Here is a 17,637-nt window from a genome sequence, read left to right as displayed (position 1 = left end):
CGGGGGAACGGCCGGGATCAGAACCCGGCCAGGCCGAAGGAACGGGGGGCGGCGTCGATGACGACGGCCTGCCCGTTGCGGATTTCTGCGACGGCAAGGCCGCGTTCATTGCTGCCGTCGGGGCGCAGCCGGAAGATGCCGTTGACGCCGACGAAGCCCGAAGGCTGGGTCAGCGCGGCGCGGCTGAGCGCGTCGGGACGGCCCGATTTCACCAGCGCGCCGATCGCGGCGATGCCGTCATAGGCGAGCCCCGCGATCGGATGCGGCGCGGCGCCGAAGGCGGTCTCGTAGCGTTCCTTGAAGCGGCTGTTCAGGTTCGGATCGGGCAGCGCGAACCAGCCGCCCTGCAGCCCGGGCAGCGCCAGCGTCGCCGCCGGAATGTCCCAGCGCGTCAGGCCGATGAACTTGACCTGACCGGGATTGACGCCGTTGTCGGGCAGCATCTGCGCCAGAAGCGGCAGCGCGCCCGCGGTATCGGCGGTCAGGAAGATCGCATCGACGCCGCCCGCCTTGACCCGGCCCGAAATCGTCGGCATCGCCTCGATGATGCCCTGCTGCGAGAACGGATAGGAGGCGATGCCCGCCACCGCCGCACCCGAGCGGGCCACGGCCGATTGCACCGCGCCCGCGCCGATCGTGCCCGCCGGGGTCTGGTCATGCACGATCATGATGTTGCGCTTGCCCTGCGCAGAGGCAAAGCGGGCCAGCCGGTTCGCGGTATTGGGGAAGGTCGGCCCCAGCACGAAGACATTGCCGCCCGCGATATCGGTGTTGTTCGAGAACGAGAGCACGCTGACGCCGCGGTTGGCGACGGCCAGGCCCGCGGCATTGGCGGATTCGGCAAAGACCGGGCCCAGGATGATCTTGGCGCCCTCGTCCACGGCCTTCGTCGCCATCGCCGCCGCCTGTTCGGGTCCGGCGCCGGTGTTGTAGACGCGCAAGTCGATCTGCACGCCGTTGAGGTCCGAAATCGCCAGCTGCGCCGCCTGCTTGAGCGAGGCGGCCAGGGTTTCGTCGCCGGTATTGCCCGAACCTGCGGGCACCAGAAGCGCCACCGGCACGGCGGCACCGGCCTCGACGCTCGGCCCGTTGCCGGTTCCGGGAACCGGCTCGCAGGCTGCGACAAGCAGCGTGGCGATCAGGGCAACAAGGATCGTCAGGGGGGTTGCGGGGGGGGCGCAAAGCGGCGAACATGAAATCGGCCTCCGTGTCGGCGGGGGGAATTGGGCGAACCGTAAGCTTTTCGCCGCGCGAAGTAAACTTGACTCGGAAACGATAGGCGGAGCGATGACGCAGCCAGATGACGACCCCGGACCGCCCCGCGATCCGCTGGAGGAATACGGCCCCGGCGGACGCAAGCCCGCGCCGGGGCTGCATTTCGTCTCGACCCCGATCGGCGCGGCACGGGATATCACCTTGCGCGGGCTCGACATTCTGCGCGAAGCGGATGTTCTGGCGGCCGAGGATACACGGACGCTGCGCCATCTGATGGACATCCACGGCATCCCGCTGGCGGGCCGGCCGCTGGTCGCCTATCACGACCACAATGGCGAGACGGTGCGCCCCCGCCTTCTGGCGGCCCTGGCCGAGGGCAAGACGGTGGCCTATGCCTCGGAGGCAGGCACGCCGCTGGTGGCGGACCCGGGATTTCAGCTTGGCCGCGCCGCGATCGCCGCGGGGCGCCGGGTCTTTGCCGCCCCCGGCCCCTCGGCCGTGCTGGCCGCGCTGACGGTTTCCGGCCTGCCCTCGGACCGGTTCCTGTTCGCCGGATTCCCCCCCAACACCGCCCAGGCGCGGCGCAAGTGGATTGCCGAATTCGCCCAGGTGCCGGCGACGCTGGTTTTCTATGAATCGCCCAAGCGCGTTAGGGAAATGTTAACCGATCTGGCCACAGAATTGGGCGCGGATCGGGAAGCGGTGCTGTGCCGCGAACTGACCAAGCGATTCGAAGAGGTCCGGCGCGGAACCTTGGCGGATCTCGTGGCGGGTTGTGCCGACGCGCCGATCAAGGGCGAGATCGTCGTGCTGGTCGATCGGTCCCGGGCGCCGCGGTTCGGCCCCGAAGATGTCGAAGCCGCGCTGCGGGATCGTCTGCAGCGCCTGAGCGTGAAGGATGCGGCAGCGGAAGTGGCCGAGGTGCTGGGACTGCCCCGGCGAGAGGTCTATCAGCGTGCCTTGGCGATGGAGAGAGACTGATGGGCGGCGCCATGTCATATCATGCCGGACTTGCGGCCGAACATCAGGTCGAGGCCCATTATCGTCGTGGCGGCAGCAAGATCGCGGCGCATCGCTGGCGTGGCCGCTATGGCGGCGAAATCGACCTGATCGCCCGCGAAGGCGACAAGGTGATCTTCATCGAAGTCAAGCGCGCGCAAACCCATGCCTGGGCGGTCGAGCGGGTGACGCAGCGACAACTGGAGCGGATCTGCGTCTCGGCCGATGAATTCGTCGCCGCCATGCCGGATTGCGCCACTCTCGACAGGCGGTTCGACGTGGCTCTGGTCGATGCGCAGGGCCGGATCGAAATTCTCGAGAATGCCTATATGTTCGACTAGCGGCATTGCATCGCAGCGGCCTGCAGGGCATCAAGGGCGCAACGAAAGGGGGCGTCATGGCCTTGAAAGTCGCATTCCAGATGGACCCGATCGCGGGGATCAACATCGACGGTGACAGCACCTTCCGCATCGCGCTTGAGGCGCAGGGGCGCGGTCATTCGTTGTTCTATTATACGCCCGACCGGCTGATCTACCGGCAGGGGCGGGTTCTGGCGCGGGGCTGGCCGCTTACCGTTCGGCGCGAACAGGGCGCTCATTTCACCCTTGGCGCGGAAACCGAATGCGACCTGTCCGAGATGGATGTGGTCTGGCTGCGGCAAGACCCGCCCTTCGACATGGGCTATATCACCACGACGCATCTTCTGGAGCGTATCCATCCGAAGACGCTGGTCGTCAACGATCCGTTCTGGGTGCGCAACCATCCCGAGAAGCTTCTTGTCCTCGATTTCCCCGAGTTGACGCCGCCCACCCTGATCGCCCGCGATCTGGCGGTGATTCGCGATTTCAAGGCCGAACATGGCGATGTCATCCTGAAACCGCTTTACGGCAATGGCGGTGCCGGGGTGTTCCGGCTTGATCCGAACGACCGCAACCTGGCCTCGCTGCACGAGCTTTTCACCTCGATCAACCGCGAGCCGATGATCGTGCAGAAATACATCCCCGCCGTGGTCAAGGGCGACAAGCGCATCATCCTGATCGACGGAGAGCCCGTCGGCGCGATCAACCGCGTTCCCGCCTTGGGCGAGACACGGTCGAACATGCATGTCGGCGGCCGCCCCGAGCCCACGCAACTGACGGATCGTGAACGGGAAATCTGCGCCGCCATCGGTCCCACCCTGCGCGAGAAGGGGCAGATTTTCGTCGGCATCGACGTGATCGGCGACTGGCTGACCGAGATCAACGTCACCTCTCCCACCGGCATTCAAGAGCTGGAGCGATTCGACGGCACCAATGTCGCCGAGCGGATCTGGCAGGTGATCGAGGCGAAACGGGGTCTGACATGAGCCTGCGCGCATCTTTTCTGACCCTTGGCCTGCGGCTTTTCACCAAGCCGAAGCTGGCGAAGATGACCGATCCGGCGGAGTTGCGCGACGCGATGGAGCGGTTCACCCGCATCGCTTTGCGTCCCGCGCCGGGCAGTGTGGCGATGCCGCTGCAGCTCGCCGGGCGGCCGGCGCTGTCGATCCGGGCGGGTCGCCCGCGCGAAGGCGTGGCGGTGGTGCATTTCCACGGCGGCGTCTTCATCGCGGGCAGTCCGCAAACGCATCTGCCGATGCTGTCGCGGCTGGCGAAACTGGCCGGGGTCACGGTGATTGCGCCCGCCTATCGCCTTGCGCCCGAGCATCCCTTCCCCGCTGCGCTGCGCGATGCCGAGACGGTCTGGGACGCTTTGCTCGCACAGGGGTACAGGCCTGAAAACCTTGTGCTTTCGGGCGACAGCGCCGGGGCGGCGCTGGCCTTTGCGCTGCTGTCGAAGCTTTGTGCCAAGGGCACGCCGCCCGCCGGGGCCTTTGCCTTTTCGCCCTGGTTCGACCTGACCGGGGCCTCGCCTTCAGTGCGCGAAAACGCCGCCTCCGACCCGATGTTGGCGGGTCATCGCCTGCCCGATGCCGCACAATTCTATCTGCAGGGCCATCCGGCCGACGACCCCGAGGCCTCACCGATCTTTGCCAGCTACCCCGGCTGCCCGCCGGTGCTGCTGCAAACCTCCGAGACCGAGATCCTGAGCGATGATGCGCTGCGGATGGAAGAAAAGCTGCGTGGCGGCGGAGCCGAGGTGCTGCTGCAGCTTTGGCCCGGCGTGCCGCATGCCTGGCAGATGCTGGACGGGCTGATCCCCGAGGCGCGGGACGCCCTGCGCGATGCGGCCCGTTTCGTGACCCGCGTTCTTAGCGCGCCGCCGCAAAGGTCAGACGGTAGCTGACCGCCTCGGCCAGATGCGGCGCGCGGACCCGATCCGATCCGTCCAGATCGGCCACCGTCCGCGCCGTGCGCAGAACCCGGTGATAGCCGCGCGCGGTCAGCCCGAAACGTTCGGCGACCTTGGCCAGAAGCTCCCGGCCCTCGGCATCGGGCGCCGCGATCTCGTCGAGCACCGCGCCCTCGGCCTCGGCATTCACCCGGATATGGGGATGCGCGGCAAAACGGCGGGTCTGGATCTCGCGGGCGGCCGCAACCCGTACCGCCACCGTCGCCGACGTGTCCCCCGCCGCGGGCAAGTCCAGATCGCGCCAATCGACGGCGGGCACCTCGATGCGCAGATCGAAGCGGTCCATCAGCGGCCCGGAAATCCGGCCCAGATACTCCGCCCCGCATTGCGGCACCCGGGCACAGGCCCGCGCCGGATCGCCCAGATAGCCGCAGCGACAGGGATTGGCCGCCGCCACCAGCAAAAACCGGCAGGGATAGCGCACATGGGCATTGGCGCGGGCCACCACCACCTCGCCGGTTTCGATCGGCTGGCGCAGGGTTTCCAGCACCGGGCGGGGAAATTCCGGGAACTCGTCCAGAAACAGCACGCCGTTATGGGCGAGGCTCACCTCGCCCGGCCTTGCGCCGCGCCCGCCACCGATCATCGCCGCCATCGAGGCGGTGTGATGCGGTTCGCGAAACGGCCGCGCGCGGGAAATGCCGCCTTCGGACAAAAGCCCCGAGAGCGAATGCACCATCGAAGTTTCAAGGGCTTCGAGCGCCGAAAGCGGCGGCAGGATGCCGGGCAGCCGCGCCGCCAGCATCGACTTGCCCGAACCGGGCGGGCCCACCATGAACAGATGATGCCGCCCGGCCGCAGCGATCTCGAGCGCCCGTTTCGCCCGTTCCTGTCCCTTGACGTCGCGCAGGTCACGGGCGGGGGCCTGCGTCTCCACCTCGCCCGGGCGGGCGGGGGCCAGCGGTTGCTGGCCGGTCAGATGGCGCAAAGCCTCGGTCAGGGTCGCGGGGGCGAAAACCTGGGTCGCGCCCACCCAGGCGGCCTCGGCACCGCAGGATTTCGGGCAGATCAGCGCCCGATCCTCGGCCGCCGCCGCCATCGCCGCGGGCAGCGCGCCGACCACCGGCACGATCCGGCCATCCAGCGCCAGTTCGCCGATCGAGACCAGCCCCTCGACCTCTTCCTTGGGCACGACCTCGATCGCGGCCAAAAGCGCAATCGCGATCGGCAGGTCGAAATGCGACCCCTCCTTGGGCAGATCGGCAGGCGACAGGTTCACCGTGATCCGCCGCATCGGCAACGCGATGGCCAGCGCCGCCAGCGCCGCGCGCACCCGGTCGCGGGCCTCGGAGACCGCCTTGTCGGGCAGGCCAACGATGGAAAAGGATGGCATCCCGGCGGCAAGGGCGCATTGCACCTCGACGATCCGCGCCTCGACGCCCTCGAAAGCCACCGTATAGGTTCTTGCCAGCATGCCCACTCTCCGCCCGGTTGCAGCCTAGCGCAGAACCGGGCGGGATGGGTTAACGGATCACTGCGCCCGTCACTGCGGTCCGGGCCAGGGACGGGTCGGCCAGTCGCGCTTGTAAAACGGCTGATCGGGGCCTTCGGCCAGCCCCTCCGCGCGCCAGGCGCGGAAATCGGGATCGGCGAGCCAGGTCGCCACATAGTCCGCGGCCTCTGCGCCCACCGGCAGGTTGTAGCCCGCGATCCGCGCCGCCACCGGGGCGAAGAAGGCATCGGCCAGCGACCAGCGCCCGAAAAGCCAAGGTCCCCCGGCGCCGTGGGCCGCCCGCGCCATCGACCAGAGCGTCTCGATCCGCGCCAGATCGGCCAGAACCGCCGCGGGGGGCTCGCAGGTTTCATAGCTCACCCGCAGGTTCATCGGGCAATGGCTGCGCAACGCGCCAAAGCCCGCATGCATTTCCGCGGCCAGCCAGCGCGCCATCGCGCGGGCCTCCGCATCTTCGGGCCACAGCCCGGCTTCGGGGTGCCGCTCGGCGATGGTTTCGGCAATCGCCAGCGTCTCGCCGATCACAAGGCCCGAGGGCAGCCGCAGGGCCGGGGCCAGGGTCGCGGGCGCAAACTCCGACAAAAGCCGTTTGAAATCATCGCTGTAAAGCCGTCCCGAAACAGTCTTCACCGGCACGCCCGCCTTTGCGAACACCAGCCAGCCGCGCAGCGACCAGCTTGAATAGGACCGATCCCCGATCGCCAGCTCATAGCCCATCTTGGCCTCCCTTTTGGCGCGAATGCTAAGGTCCGGGCGCGGTTTCGCAATGGTGAATCCTGCACAGTGATTTTTTTGTGATGCACAATGCAACTTGGAGACATTCCAGATCGTTTCTGTCAGTGTAGGTGCAGTGAGCACGCCTAACAGCGGGTTGGGAGACCCGGGGAGACTGACATGGCACTCGATGGAATGACCGACGACACGCTTCCTCGGCAGGCGATGCGGGCGGAATATCTGGACGCCGAGACCGAAGCACGGCTGGCCCGCGCCTGGCGCGACCACCGCGACGAGGCGGCCCTGCACCGCCTTGTCAGCGCCTATATGCGATTGGCGATTTCGATGGCCTCGAAATTCCGCCGCTACGGGGCGCCGATGAACGACCTTATCCAGGAGGCGTCGCTTGGCCTGATGAAGGCCGCCGACAAGTTCGACCCCGATCGCGGCGTGCGGTTTTCAACCTATGCGGTCTGGTGGATCAAGGCCTCGATCCAGGAATTCGTGATGCGCAACTGGTCGATGGTGCGCACCGGGTCCACCTCGTCGCAAAAGGCGCTGTTTTTCAATCTCAAACGCGTTCAGGCGCAGATCCAGCGCGAGGCCGAGGCCGAGGGGGTGGTGCTGGACAGCGCGCAGCTGCGCGAAAAGGTGGCGATCTCGATCGGTGTTTCCATGGCCGATGTCGAGATGATGGAGGGGCGGCTCTCGGGCTCGGACCTGTCGCTGAACGCGCCGCAGTCGTCTGACGAGGACGGCCGCGAATGGGTCGACACGCTGGAGGACGAGGGCGGCAGCCCCGAAGCGCGGGTGACCGAGGCGCATGACGGCGCGAAGATGCGCGACTGGCTGGGTCAGGCGATGGGGCAGCTTTCGGCGCGCGAACGCTACATCGTGGCGCAGCGCCGCCTGATCGACGAGCCGCGGACGCTCGAATCCTTGGGCGAGGAGCTGGGCCTGTCGAAGGAACGGATCCGCCAGCTGGAGGCGCAGGCCTTCGCCAAGATGCGCAAGTCTCTGGAAAGCCGCAGCGAAGAGGTGATAGGCTTCTTCGCATGAGGATTTTCGTCAGTCTTGTGGCCTTGTCGCTGGCAGGGCCGGTCGTTGCCGAGGAAATCTCGGCCGCCGACCTGCCCGGTCGGATCGTTTCGGCTGCGCCGCAGGTCGCGGTTCTGGGCGAGGTGCATGACAATGCCGACCACCACCTTGCGCAAGCCGCGGCGGTGGCGGCGCTGAAACCGAAAGCGCTGGTTTTCGAGATGCTCGACCCGGCGCAAGCGGCCAAGGTGACGCCCGATCTGATCGCCACGCCCGACAAGCTGGCCAAGGTTCTGGGCTGGGAAGCCTCCGGCTGGCCCGATTTCGCGATCTATGCGCCGATCTTTGCCGCGGCTCCCACAGCGCGGATCTATGGCGCCGCCCTGCCCCGCGATCAGGTGCGCCGCGCGATGAAGGAGCCGCTGGCGCAGGTCTTCCCCGAGGCCGCGCGCTTCGGCCTCGACACCCCCTATCCCGCGGACCTGCAGGCGCGGCTGGAAGCCGAAACGCAGGCCGATCACTGCAATGCCCTGCCGGTCGAGATGCTGCCCGGCATGGTGGCGGCGCAACGCCTGCGCGACGCGGCCTTTGCGCAGACGACGCTGACGGCGCTTTCGGACACCGGCGGGCCGGTGGCGCTGATCACCGGCTCGGGCCATGCGCGGGCCGACCGCGCCGTGCCCGCGCTGATCGCCCATGCCGATCCGGGGGTGAAAGTCCTGTCGCTGGGCCAACTGGAACGCCCGGCCGCGGGCGATCAGCCCTTCGATCTGTGGATCGTCACCGATCCCGCGCCGCGCGAAGACCCCTGCAAGGCCTTCCAGTAACTTGCGCGACGGGCCCTGCCGCCCTACAGCTTGGCAAAACCGGAGGGGCGCATGGCAAAACGGATTCTGCTGATCATCGGCGGCGGCATCGCGGCGGTGAAGGCGCCGGAACTGATCCGGCTCTTGCGCGGCGCGGGCTTTGCCGTGACCCCGGTCCTGACGAAAGCCGGGGCGGAATTCGTCACGCCGCTGTCGGTGTCGTCGCTCGCGGGCGAGGCCGCGCATACGGCGCTGTTCGATCTGACGCATGAGGCCGAGATCGGCCATATCCAGCTCAGCCGCGCCGCCGATCTGGTGGTGGTGGCGCCTGCGACCGCCGATCTGATGGCGAAGATGGCGGCGGGGCTGGCGGGCGATCTGGCCTCGACGCTGCTGCTGGCGACGGACAAGCGGGTGCTGATCGCGCCCTCGATGAATGTGCGGATGTGGCAGCATCCGGCGACGCAGCGGAACCTGAAGCAGCTTCAGGCCGATGGCGTTCTGACTGTCGGCCCGAATGCGGGCGACATGGCCTGCGGCGAATACGGGATGGGCCGGATGGCAGCACCGGCCGAGATTTTGGCCGCCATTCAAACCGCGCTGACCGAAGGGCCGCTCAAGGGGCGGCATGTGCTGGTGACCTCGGGCCCGACACATGAGCCGATCGACCCGGTGCGCTATATCGCCAACCGCTCCTCGGGGGCGCAGGGCACGGCCTTGGCGGCGGCGCTGCGCGATCTGGGCGCCGATGTGACGTTTGTGACCGGCCCGGCGACCGTGCCGCCGCCCGCGGGGGTAAGGGTGGTGCGGGTTGAAACCGCGCGCGAGATGCTGGCCGCGGTGCAGAGTGCCCTGCCCGCCGAGGCGGCGATCTTTGCCGCGGCCGTCGCCGATTGGCGGGTGGAAAATGCGAGCCTTCAGAAGATGAAGAAGGACGGCTCGGGTCAGGCGCCCACGCTGAGTTTTGCCGAAAACCCGGACATTCTGGCCACCGTGTCGAAGCTGGCGACCGGGCGGCCGCGGCTGGTGGTGGGCTTTGCCGCCGAGACCGAGAATGTCGAAGCCCATGCGACGGCGAAACGCGCCCGCAAGGGCTGCGACTGGATCGTGGCGAATGACGTCAGCCCGGCCACGGGCATCATGGGCGGCAGTGAAAACGCGGTGACGATTCTGGACGACACCGGCGCCGAGACCTGGCCGCGGATGGGCAAGGACGAGGTGGCCCGCAGGCTGGCCTTGCGCATTGCAACCGCGCTTGGCGCAAGCTGACAGGGCGAAAGGGCGTATTTGCGCCAAGAAAAAGCAACGGGTTTTTTCTTGGTCCAAATACGCGAAAGAAAACGGAAGGGGCAGGCATGACGCCGATCATCAAGGTGCTGCGCGAGGACTGGGCCGACCCGGAGGTGGCGCTGCCGAGCTACGAAACCCATGGCGCCGCCGGGGCGGATATTCGCGCCAACCTGCCGCCCGAGATCCGCGCGAACGGGCTGGTGCTGGCGCCAATGGGCCGCGCGATCGTGCCGACCGGGCTGCGCGTCGAAATCCCCGAGGGGTTCGAGATGCAGATCCGGCCGCGCTCCGGGCTGGCCTTCAAGCACGGGATGGGCATGCCGAACGCGCCCGGCACCATCGACAGCGATTATCGCGGCCCCCTTGGCGTGTTGATGATCAATTTCGGCGCCGAGGCTTACACGATCCGGCATGGCGAGCGGGTGGCGCAGGCCATCATCGCCCCCGTTGTGCAGGCCCGCTATGAGGCCGCCACGGATCTGGGCGAGACGGCGCGCGGCACGGGCGGTTTCGGCTCCACCGGCAAGGGCTGAGCGATGACCGGGCTGATCCTGCTGGCCGTGATCGCCGCCCTTGGCTGGAAACTGCGCGCCCCCGCGGGGCTTTTGTGGGGAACGCTCGCGGTGCTTTGGGGCGCCTTCGTGCTGGTGCATCTGCTCTTTCCCGACCCGGCGCATCCCTTGCCCGCGCTGATCGGCGGCTCTCTGCCCGGCTGGATCGGCCTTGGGGTCGTGGCCGCGCTGGTGCAGGCCTATCGCTGGGCTCTGGCGCGGCTGCGCGCCCGCGCGGTGGTGCCCGATGCCCCCGCCGAAGGACCGTTTTCCAAGGCCGAACTGGGCCGCTATTCCCGCCATCTGCTTCTGCGCGAGATCGGCGGCACCGGGCAGCGGCGGCTGAAATCCGCCCGCGTGCTGGTGGTGGGGGCGGGCGGGCTGGGATCGCCCGCGCTGCTTTACCTGAGTGCCGCGGGCGTCGGCACGCTGGGGGTGATCGACCATGACGCGGTCTCCAATTCGAACCTGCAGCGGCAGGTTCTGTTTCGCGACGATGATATCGGCAAGCCGAAGGTTTTCGCGGCCGAGGCGGCGCTGAAAGCGCTGAACCCCTTCATCACCGTCAAGCCCTATCACCGCCGCCTGACCGAGGACATCGCCGCGGATCTGATCGCGGAGTATGATCTGGTGCTCGATGGCTGCGACGATTTCGAGACAAGGCAGCTGGTCAACCGCGCCTGTGTCGCCGCCGCCAAGCCGCTGATTTCCGCCGCGATCTCGCAATGGGAGGGGCAGATCAGCCTGTATCACCCCGCGACCGGAGGCCCCTGTCTGGCCTGCCTCTTCCCGAAAGCCCCCGGCCCCGGCCTTGCCCCCACCTGCGCCGAGGGCGGCGTGATGGCGGCCCTGCCCGGCATTCTGGGCACGAAGATGGCGGCCGAGGCGATCAAGGAGATCACCGGGGCGGGCACCCCCCTGCGCGGCAAATTGCAGCTGATCGACGCGTTGCATGGCGAAAACCGCACCATCGCGGTGTGCCGCGATCCCGCCTGCCCGGTCTGCGGCGGCTGAGGCTGGACAGCCCCCGGCCCCAGGAATAGCGTGAACCGATCCCTCAACCGGAGCTTTCCGATGAAACTGCCCCTGCTTGCCGCTGCGCTTCTTGCCGCCTCTCCTGCCCTTGCCCAATTGCCCGATCTGGCGGGCCGAACTGTGACCGTGGTGACCGAGGACGCCTATCCGCCGCTGCAATTCGTCGATGCCGCGGGCGCCCATGTCGGCTGGGAATATGACGCCATGGCCGAGATGGCGAAGCGGCTGAACATGACCGTGAGCTATGAACATTCCAGCTGGGATGCGATGATCCCGGGGGTTTCCGCCGGGCAATATGACATCGGCATGACCGGCATCACCATTCGCGACGACCGCAAGACCGCGGTGGATTTCTCCGATCCCTATATGCGGTCCGAAATGATCATGCTGGTGCGCGGCGACGAGACCCGCTTCAGCGATGCGAAAAGCTTCGCCGCCAATCCCGATCTGCTGATGGCGGCGCAGCCGGGCACGACGCCGTTTTACGTCGGCGTCTACGAGGTTCTGGACGGCAACGAAGCGAACCCCCGCATCAAGATGTTCGAGACCTTCGGCGCGGGGGTCGAGGCGCTGCGCGGCGGCGATGTCGATCTGGTCCTGACCGATTCCACCGCGGGCGAGGGCTATGCCCGGGCCTCGGACGGCGCGTTGAAGATCGTGGGCGAGAAACTCGGGGCCGAGGATTTCGGCTTCATCTTCCCCAAGGGCTCCGATCTTGTGGCGCCGGTCAATGCGGCGATTGCCGAGATGCAGGCCGATGGCACGATCGCGGCGCTGAACAAGAAGTGGTTCCTTGACTACAAGATGGGGGAATGAGCTCGGCCCCTGACCGCGATTTTCCCTGGTGGCTGGTGGCGCTGGGCGTTGCCGCCCTTGGGGTGGGCGGGGCGGTCGCCGCCGATCCGCTGCATGCGAAGATCTTTGCCACCCTGTCAAAGGGCATCGGCGTCACGGTTTTCGTGACGCTTGTGGCCTTTGCGGGCGCGCTGGTGCTGGGGCTTCTCCTCGCCGTCGCCTCGCTCTCGCGCCAACTGATCTGGCGGCAACTGGCGCGGTTTTACACCGAGGTGATCCGCGGCGTTCCGATCATCGTGCTTTTGCTTTACGTCGCCTTCGCGCTGGTGCCTGCGGTGGTAGCGGGCTGGAATGCGCTGGGCTTGCCCGAGATTTCGGTGCGGGATTTCCCGCTGCTGGCCCGGGCGGTGCTGGCGCTGATCCTCGCCTATGCCGCCTTTCTGGCCGAGGTCTTCCGCGCCGGTCTGCTGTCCGTCGAGCGCGGGCAGATCGAGGCGGCCAAGGCGCTGGGTCTGGGCGGCTGGCTGCGGTTCCGGCTGATCGTCTTTCCGCAGGCCTTCCGCACCGTTCTGCCGCCTTTGGGCAATGATTTCGTGGCGATGGTGAAGGACAGCTCGCTGGTCTCGGTGCTGGGCGTGGCCGATATCACCCAGCTGGGCAAGGTCACGGCGGCGGGGAATTTCCGCTATTTCGAGACCTATAATGTCGTCGCGCTGATCTATCTGGCGATGACCATCACCCTGTCGCTGCTGCTGCGCAAGCTTGAAGCGCATCTGCGCAAGCGCGGCGCCCCCGAGCGGGACTGAGCGGTTCAGAACGCATAGCCGAAACGGGCGATATCGGCGGCGGCGATCCTTGCCACCGCTTCGGCGGTGTCGTCGTCGTAATAGAAACGCCAATCCGCCCGCCGGTCCGAGGCATTGGCGCGGGCGAGCGGAAACAGCCGAAAGCCCAGATGCGCCTCCAGCGCGGCGCCGTCCTCCTGCAGATGTTCCAGCCGCAAAAAGGCGGTGGCGGCCTCGGTCCCGTCGGCGAGCCGCAGATAGCTTCCATAGGGCGTTGCCGCGATCGAGGCGGCAATCTGCGGATGGGTCACAAAACCCGCAAAATCAAGCCTTTGCGCCAAAGTCACCGCCGGATGGGCAAAGCCTTGCCCCCGCAGCCAGTGGTAATAGCTCACCATCCGGTCCCAGGGGTTGCGCACCAGGGTAAAGGTGAACCAATCCCGCGCCTGCGTTTCGGTGTAAAGCCCGATCCCGTCCGCCAGCGTCGCATGTTTCCAAAGCCGCCCCGCCGTCGTCACCCCGGCAAGCCGAGCCTTGCGCCGCCGCGCCTTCGGCGTGTCGCCGATCAGGATGTCATCGGCCTTCGCCCGCGCCTCCAGCGCCAGCGCCAGCGCCGTGCCCCCGGTCTTCGGGATATGGACAAAGATGAAGCGGCGGCCCGGGGATACGATCATGCAGACAGATTAGCGCCCCCGCAGGACAATCGCGACCCCTGCCAGCCAGATCAGCCCCATCCCCGCCCATTCGCGCAGACCGGGCACCTCGCCCCAGAGCAGAAAGCCCCAAAGCGCCGCCGCGGGCAGCACGACATATTCGAAGACGGCGGCGCGGGTGGCATCGGCCAGCTGATAGCCCCGGACCATCAGACTGACCGCCACAAGCGAGCCCAAAGCCTGCGCGAAGACCCAGAACAGGACCGTGCCCGAGGGCAGCGCCGGGCCGCGCAGGATGAAGGTCAAGGGCCCCTCTCCCGCCGCCGCACCAAGGCTTGGGAAAAGCGTCAGCAACCCCAGCCCGGCCGCGCCCAGCACCCCCAGCATGGCAAAGAAGCCGGCGGTCAGCGTCACCGCCCCCTCGCCCGGGCACCAGCGCTGCGTGGCGATATTGCCCAGCGCGTAAAGCGCGCCGCCCAGAACCGGAATGGCCGCGGCCGGGCCGAGCCGCGCCGCCTCGGGGCCCAGCACCAGCAAGATGCCCGCAAAACCCACCGCGACGGCAAGGATGCGGACCAGACCGATGCGCTCGCCATAGACGAAGCGGGTGATCAGCAGAACGAAGATCGGCGCGGTGAAAAGCCCCGCCGCCACCTGCGGCACCGGCAGAAAGCCGAGGCTGCCGAAATAGCACAGCATCGCCACCCCATGCACGATCGAGCGCGCGGCGACGGCGCGAAAGTTGCGCGGCCGCAGATCCAGCCGGAACAGCGGCACCGCCGCCAAAAGCAGCCCCGCCACCATCAGCGAGCGCGTCAGATGGAACTGCCACAGACCGATTTCCGCGGCGATGACGCGCACATAATTGTCGGTGAAGCCGATGATCAGCGCATAGGCCGATATCGCCGCCGCGGCCTGCGCGGTGTGGTTCTTGCCCGTCATTGCGGCTGCTCCCTGTCCCTGCCCAATCTGTGACGCCCCGGCCCCGGCTTGGCGCGTCCAATCCCGACACCGCAAGCGACATTCGGCACGGAAACGACCTTTTGCGGCCGCGGCCCGGGGCGGCGAATCACGCGATTGACCCCGGGGCCCCTTTCGCTATTCTTTGAGGTGACGAGTGTAAAAGCCTCTAGCCATAGTCGAAGCCAGACATGACCGCGCTGCCGCAATATGAAATGCTTACCGCGCAGGGTCTGTGGCGGGACACGCCGCAGGCGCAGCGGCGGCTGGTGCTGCTGTCGCTGGGCGATGCGACGCTGGTGATCCGCGACAATCTTTCCGACCGGGCTTTGGCGCATTGGTCGCTGGCCGCGCTGATCCGGCGCAATCCGGGGGCGAAGCCTGCGGTTTACGGCGCCTCCGAGGAGCCGGGCGAAGAGCTTGAAATCGGCGACGATCTGATGGTCGAGGCGATCGAAAAGGTGCAGGCGGTGCTTGAGGCCCGGCGCCCGCATCCGGGGCGGCTGCGGCGGATCGGCTGGAGCCTGTCACTGGTGGCGCTGGCGCTTGGGGGGCCTTTGTGGCTGCCGGGCGCGCTGGTCGATCAGGCGGCGCGGGTGGTGCCGGGGGCCAAGCGCACCGATATCGGCCGGATGGTGCTGCGCGACATGGAACGCACGACCGGGGTGGCCTGTCACTCGACCGGGGGGGATGCCGCGCTGGAGGCGCTGGCGGCCCGGCTGCAGGGGATCACCGAAATCGCGGTGCTGCCGCGCGGGCTGGCGGGGGCGCGGATCCTGCCCGGCGGGGTGGTGGCGCTGGGCACCGACACGCTGAGCGGCCCCGACACGCCCGAGGTGGCCGCCGGGGCGATCCTGTCGGCCCAGCAGGCGCAGGCGGTGGAAAATCCGCTGCATGCGGCGCTGCACTGGGCGGGCAGCCGCGCGGCGCTGACATTGCTGACGACGGGGGATCTGCCCGCCGACCGGCTGCGCGGCTATGGCGAGGTGGTGCTGGCCGCGCCCACGGCCACCGCGCGCAGCGAGACCGAGACCGAGGCGCTGCTGGAAGCGTTCCGGGCGGCGGGCGTGTCCTCGACGCCCTATGCCTATGCGATCGACCCGACCGGCGAGGCGGCGCTGGGCCTGATCGAGGCGGACCCGTTCCGCGGCGCCCCCGCGCCCGAACCGGTTCTGGCCGACGATCAATGGCTGGCACTGAAGGATATCTGTTCCTGAAACGGAAAAGGGCGGCCCAAGGGACCGCCCCTGAACCCTACGCCGACACTCTTCAGCGCAGGATCGCATCCCCGAAGCCCGCCCCGCGCACCTGGGCCAGCGCCTGACGCGCATCGGCGAAGGGACCGGCCAGAACCATCGTCCGCCCGCGGCCATTCGTCGACGACGCCACCGGCAGACCGGCCGCGGCCAGACGCGCCTTGGCGGCGGCGGCATTCTCGGCCACGGCGAAAACGCCCACCTGCACATAGCGCGGCCCGGCGGCCTGTGGCTGCGCGCTGACGGCTGCGGGGGTGGATTTCGACGACACCCGCACCGCGGCCGTGACGGGCAGATAGGGGGCGGCATAGGCGGGGGCAAGGGTCACGCCAGCTTCGGCCGGAACGATGCGTTTACGGTCCGGGGTGCGCTCGGTCACCCGCCGCGCCGGAACCTCGTTCGTCCACATCACGCCCTGTTCGGCATCGCCCATCGCCGTGCGCGGCCCGCGGAAGGGATTGAGCCGCCCGTCCTCGAAGGCCGGGGCATAGCCGGTCGGGCCGATCTGCGTTGCCGCGGCGATCGGGGTCAGCGTCGTCTGGCCCGACGGCATGCGCAGCGCCACCGGTCCGGGGTCATAACCGCCCGAAGAGGCCCGCCCGGAAACCGCCATCGCCCCGCCGCCCAGCGCATAGGGGCTTGCGGCGGCATAGGCCTGTTGCGGCGTCGCGCCGACGCCATAGCCGGTGCCACCGATCATCGGCGCGGTGACAGAAACCGGAGCGCCGCCCGGCGCGCCGACAGAGGCGCCATAGCCCGCGCCCCCCACCATCGGCGCCGAGCTCACGACCAGCCCGGGTACGGCGGCGGCATTGATGAAATCGGCCGGATTTTCCGCCGCCCCGCCGCAGCGCACCACCGAACGCCCGTCCGACAGCAGATAGCGCTGTGCCGAAACGGTGCCCGCCGGGCAGGCGGTGGTGGCGACATCGGCGCGGCTTGTGCCGGTGATGGCAACCGGCGTCGGCAACGGCAGGGTGTTGTGATAGCGCACGGCGCCCGGCGCCGCCGCAGGCGTGGCGGGCGCGAAGCCGCCGTCCAGCGCATAGGGCGAGACATAGGCCGAACGTGTCGGCGCCGCTGCCGCGGCAGCGACCGGAGCGGGCGCCGGGGCGGCCGCGACCCGCAAGGGCTGCGCGGGCGCCGGGGCGACGGCAACCTGCAAAGGCGGCGCGGCGACCGGGGCAGGTTTCGGGCTTTGCACCGGTGCGGCGGCGGCGCGCCCGATCCGCGGCGGGGTGTCGGTGGTGGCGATGGTCTCCATCGGCTTGCCGACGAAAGGTGTCGGCTCGAACGGCGATTGCGACCGCCGCACCGGCACGACCGGGGCGGGCGGCGTCACCGGCGCAGGCGCGGCGGCAAGGACCGCGGGCTTCACCGGCGGCACAGCCGGGGCGGGGGTTGCGGGCGGGGCAACCCGGGCCACATCCAGCACCGGCTCGCCGTTCTGGAAGGTGGGCTTGTAGCCGCACAGCTGTTTCTTCGCCCGATCGACCCGCGGCACCCAATTCACCGTGCCGCCATAGCCCGCGCGCACGAAGACGCAGCCGGCGCTGTCGACATATTGCCGCCCCTTGTAGGACAGGGGCGGCACATCGGCCGGGCCGTTGATATCCATCTCTGCAAAGGCGGCCGTGCCACCCATCATGGCCACGACTGCCGTCGCCGCCATCAACCAACCATACCGCCGCATGTCATCCCCCGATGATCTTTCGGAAAAACTGCAGCACAATTGTTGCAGAGTAAAGGAAAATCG

General features: G+C 68.3%; 18 protein-coding genes. 12 read left to right on the top strand and 6 right to left on the bottom strand.

All coding sequences use genetic code 11. The features are described 5' to 3' along the window. Window positions 1-17: 17 nt before the first annotated feature. Complete coding sequence (locus ACTTAG_RS02475; RefSeq protein ID WP_444465180.1) at window positions 18-1,199, bottom strand: penicillin-binding protein activator; 1,182 nt, start codon at window positions 1,197-1,199, stop codon at window positions 18-20. Window positions 1,200-1,287: 88 nt separating this feature from the next. On the opposite strand from ACTTAG_RS02475, the gene rsmI reads away from it, so the two are divergent. From rsmI to ACTTAG_RS02455, 4 genes are read left to right on the top strand one after another with little or no spacing between them, the layout of a single operon-like run. Continuing rightward, complete coding sequence (gene rsmI, locus ACTTAG_RS02470; RefSeq protein ID WP_444464029.1) at window positions 1,288-2,196, top strand: 16S rRNA (cytidine(1402)-2'-O)-methyltransferase; 909 nt, start codon at window positions 1,288-1,290, stop codon at window positions 2,194-2,196. Next, entirely contained in the window at window positions 2,196-2,555 is a 360-nt protein-coding gene (locus ACTTAG_RS02465) for a YraN family protein (protein WP_444464028.1), read from the top strand. The genes rsmI and ACTTAG_RS02465 overlap by 1 nt, the downstream gene beginning before the upstream one ends. 56 nt (window positions 2,556-2,611) lie before the next feature. Continuing rightward, window positions 2,612-3,559 carry a glutathione synthase gene (gene gshB / locus ACTTAG_RS02460; RefSeq protein WP_444464027.1) on the top strand — a complete coding sequence of 316 codons (948 nt, stop codon included), beginning with the start codon at window positions 2,612-2,614 and terminating at the stop codon, window positions 3,557-3,559. Next, window positions 3,556-4,479: an alpha/beta hydrolase gene (locus ACTTAG_RS02455; protein WP_444464026.1), complete on the top strand. Its 924-nt coding sequence runs from the start codon at window positions 3,556-3,558 to the stop codon at window positions 4,477-4,479. The genes gshB and ACTTAG_RS02455 overlap by 4 nt, the downstream gene beginning before the upstream one ends. On the opposite strand, the gene ACTTAG_RS02450 is transcribed toward ACTTAG_RS02455, so the two are convergent. Beyond that, window positions 4,445-5,959: a YifB family Mg chelatase-like AAA ATPase gene (locus ACTTAG_RS02450; protein ID WP_444464025.1), complete on the bottom strand. Its 1,515-nt coding sequence runs from the start codon at window positions 5,957-5,959 to the stop codon at window positions 4,445-4,447. The two genes, ACTTAG_RS02455 and ACTTAG_RS02450, sit on opposite strands and share 35 nt — an antisense overlap. Before the next feature lie 69 nt (window positions 5,960-6,028). Next, window positions 6,029-6,715, bottom strand: a complete 687-nt coding sequence (locus ACTTAG_RS02445; protein WP_444464024.1) for a glutathione S-transferase — start codon at window positions 6,713-6,715, stop codon at window positions 6,029-6,031. 177 nt (window positions 6,716-6,892) lie between these two features. Between ACTTAG_RS02445 and ACTTAG_RS02440 the strand changes: the two genes are divergently transcribed. The 7 genes from ACTTAG_RS02440 (at window position 6,893) to ACTTAG_RS02410 (ending at window position 13,033) form a co-directional block, all read left to right on the top strand. After that, window positions 6,893-7,771: an RNA polymerase factor sigma-32 gene (locus ACTTAG_RS02440; protein ID WP_444464023.1), complete on the top strand. Its 879-nt coding sequence runs from the start codon at window positions 6,893-6,895 to the stop codon at window positions 7,769-7,771. Continuing rightward, window positions 7,768-8,577, top strand: coding sequence for a ChaN family lipoprotein (locus tag ACTTAG_RS02435; RefSeq protein ID WP_444464022.1), 810 nt, complete (start codon window positions 7,768-7,770; stop codon window positions 8,575-8,577). Before ACTTAG_RS02440 ends, ACTTAG_RS02435 begins: the two co-directional genes overlap by 4 nt. Window positions 8,578-8,628: 51 nt before the next feature. Next, a complete protein-coding gene (gene coaBC, locus ACTTAG_RS02430; protein ID WP_444464021.1) occupies window positions 8,629-9,825 on the top strand; it encodes a bifunctional phosphopantothenoylcysteine decarboxylase/phosphopantothenate--cysteine ligase CoaBC in 1,197 nt (398 codons plus the stop codon). A gap of 86 nt (window positions 9,826-9,911) precedes the next feature. Further along, window positions 9,912-10,379, top strand: coding sequence for a dUTP diphosphatase (gene dut, locus ACTTAG_RS02425; protein WP_444464020.1), 468 nt, complete (start codon window positions 9,912-9,914; stop codon window positions 10,377-10,379). A 3-nt stretch (window positions 10,380-10,382) separates the two neighbouring features. Continuing rightward, window positions 10,383-11,411 (top strand): HesA/MoeB/ThiF family protein, encoded by a 1,029-nt coding sequence (locus ACTTAG_RS02420; protein ID WP_444464019.1) that lies wholly within the window; start codon window positions 10,383-10,385, stop codon window positions 11,409-11,411. 60 nt (window positions 11,412-11,471) lie between these two features. Next, entirely contained in the window at window positions 11,472-12,248 is a 777-nt protein-coding gene (locus tag ACTTAG_RS02415; RefSeq protein ID WP_444464018.1) for a transporter substrate-binding domain-containing protein, read from the top strand. Beyond that, entirely contained in the window at window positions 12,245-13,033 is a 789-nt protein-coding gene (locus tag ACTTAG_RS02410; RefSeq protein ID WP_444464017.1) for an amino acid ABC transporter permease, read from the top strand. The genes ACTTAG_RS02415 and ACTTAG_RS02410 overlap by 4 nt, the downstream gene beginning before the upstream one ends. A 5-nt stretch (window positions 13,034-13,038) precedes the next feature. On the opposite strand, the gene ACTTAG_RS02405 is transcribed toward ACTTAG_RS02410, so the two are convergent. Next, a complete protein-coding gene (locus ACTTAG_RS02405; protein WP_444464016.1) occupies window positions 13,039-13,686 on the bottom strand; it encodes a sulfotransferase family 2 domain-containing protein in 648 nt (215 codons plus the stop codon). 9 nt (window positions 13,687-13,695) lie between these two features. Then, on the bottom strand, window positions 13,696-14,607 hold the full coding sequence (locus tag ACTTAG_RS02400; RefSeq protein WP_444464015.1) for a DMT family transporter: 912 nt from the start codon (window positions 14,605-14,607) through the stop codon (window positions 13,696-13,698). A 209-nt stretch (window positions 14,608-14,816) separates the two neighbouring features. Here ACTTAG_RS02400 and ACTTAG_RS02395 point away from each other — a divergent pair, with 209 nt between their 5' ends. After that, window positions 14,817-15,842, top strand: a complete 1,026-nt coding sequence (locus tag ACTTAG_RS02395; protein ID WP_444464014.1) for a hypothetical protein — start codon at window positions 14,817-14,819, stop codon at window positions 15,840-15,842. A 52-nt stretch (window positions 15,843-15,894) separates the two neighbouring features. On the opposite strand, the gene ACTTAG_RS02390 is transcribed toward ACTTAG_RS02395, so the two are convergent. Next, window positions 15,895-17,574: an SPOR domain-containing protein gene (locus ACTTAG_RS02390; protein WP_444464013.1), complete on the bottom strand. Its 1,680-nt coding sequence runs from the start codon at window positions 17,572-17,574 to the stop codon at window positions 15,895-15,897. Window positions 17,575-17,637 lie beyond the last annotated feature (63 nt).

This window comes from Rhodobacter capsulatus (assembly GCF_052363185.1).
Lineage (GTDB): Bacteria > Pseudomonadota > Alphaproteobacteria > Rhodobacterales > Rhodobacteraceae > Rhodobacter > Rhodobacter capsulatus_E.
The sequence above is the reverse complement of the archived record's forward strand: the minus strand, read 5'-3'. Positions and strand labels throughout refer to the sequence as shown.

Coding starts and splice junctions, on each gene's coding strand:
- ACTTAG_RS02390 (WP_444464013.1), bottom strand. CDS start 17,574: ATGCGGCGGTATGGTTGGTTGATGGCGGCGACGGCAGTCGTGGCCATG.
- ACTTAG_RS02435 (WP_444464022.1), top strand. CDS start 7,768: ATGAGGATTTTCGTCAGTCTTGTGGCCTTGTCGCTGGCAGGGCCGGTC.
- dut (WP_444464020.1), top strand. CDS start 9,912: ATGACGCCGATCATCAAGGTGCTGCGCGAGGACTGGGCCGACCCGGAG.
- ACTTAG_RS02445 (WP_444464024.1), bottom strand. CDS start 6,715: ATGGGCTATGAGCTGGCGATCGGGGATCGGTCCTATTCAAGCTGGTCG.
- ACTTAG_RS02415 (WP_444464018.1), top strand. CDS start 11,472: ATGAAACTGCCCCTGCTTGCCGCTGCGCTTCTTGCCGCCTCTCCTGCC.
- ACTTAG_RS02405 (WP_444464016.1), bottom strand. CDS start 13,686: ATGATCGTATCCCCGGGCCGCCGCTTCATCTTTGTCCATATCCCGAAG.
- ACTTAG_RS02450 (WP_444464025.1), bottom strand. CDS start 5,959: ATGCTGGCAAGAACCTATACGGTGGCTTTCGAGGGCGTCGAGGCGCGG.
- gshB (WP_444464027.1), top strand. CDS start 2,612: ATGGCCTTGAAAGTCGCATTCCAGATGGACCCGATCGCGGGGATCAAC.
- ACTTAG_RS02440 (WP_444464023.1), top strand. CDS start 6,893: ATGGCACTCGATGGAATGACCGACGACACGCTTCCTCGGCAGGCGATG.
- ACTTAG_RS02395 (WP_444464014.1), top strand. CDS start 14,817: ATGACCGCGCTGCCGCAATATGAAATGCTTACCGCGCAGGGTCTGTGG.
- ACTTAG_RS02465 (WP_444464028.1), top strand. CDS start 2,196: ATGGGCGGCGCCATGTCATATCATGCCGGACTTGCGGCCGAACATCAG.
- ACTTAG_RS02420 (WP_444464019.1), top strand. CDS start 10,383: ATGACCGGGCTGATCCTGCTGGCCGTGATCGCCGCCCTTGGCTGGAAA.
- ACTTAG_RS02410 (WP_444464017.1), top strand. CDS start 12,245: ATGAGCTCGGCCCCTGACCGCGATTTTCCCTGGTGGCTGGTGGCGCTG.
- coaBC (WP_444464021.1), top strand. CDS start 8,629: ATGGCAAAACGGATTCTGCTGATCATCGGCGGCGGCATCGCGGCGGTG.
- ACTTAG_RS02400 (WP_444464015.1), bottom strand. CDS start 14,607: ATGACGGGCAAGAACCACACCGCGCAGGCCGCGGCGGCGATATCGGCC.
- ACTTAG_RS02455 (WP_444464026.1), top strand. CDS start 3,556: ATGAGCCTGCGCGCATCTTTTCTGACCCTTGGCCTGCGGCTTTTCACC.
- rsmI (WP_444464029.1), top strand. CDS start 1,288: ATGACGCAGCCAGATGACGACCCCGGACCGCCCCGCGATCCGCTGGAG.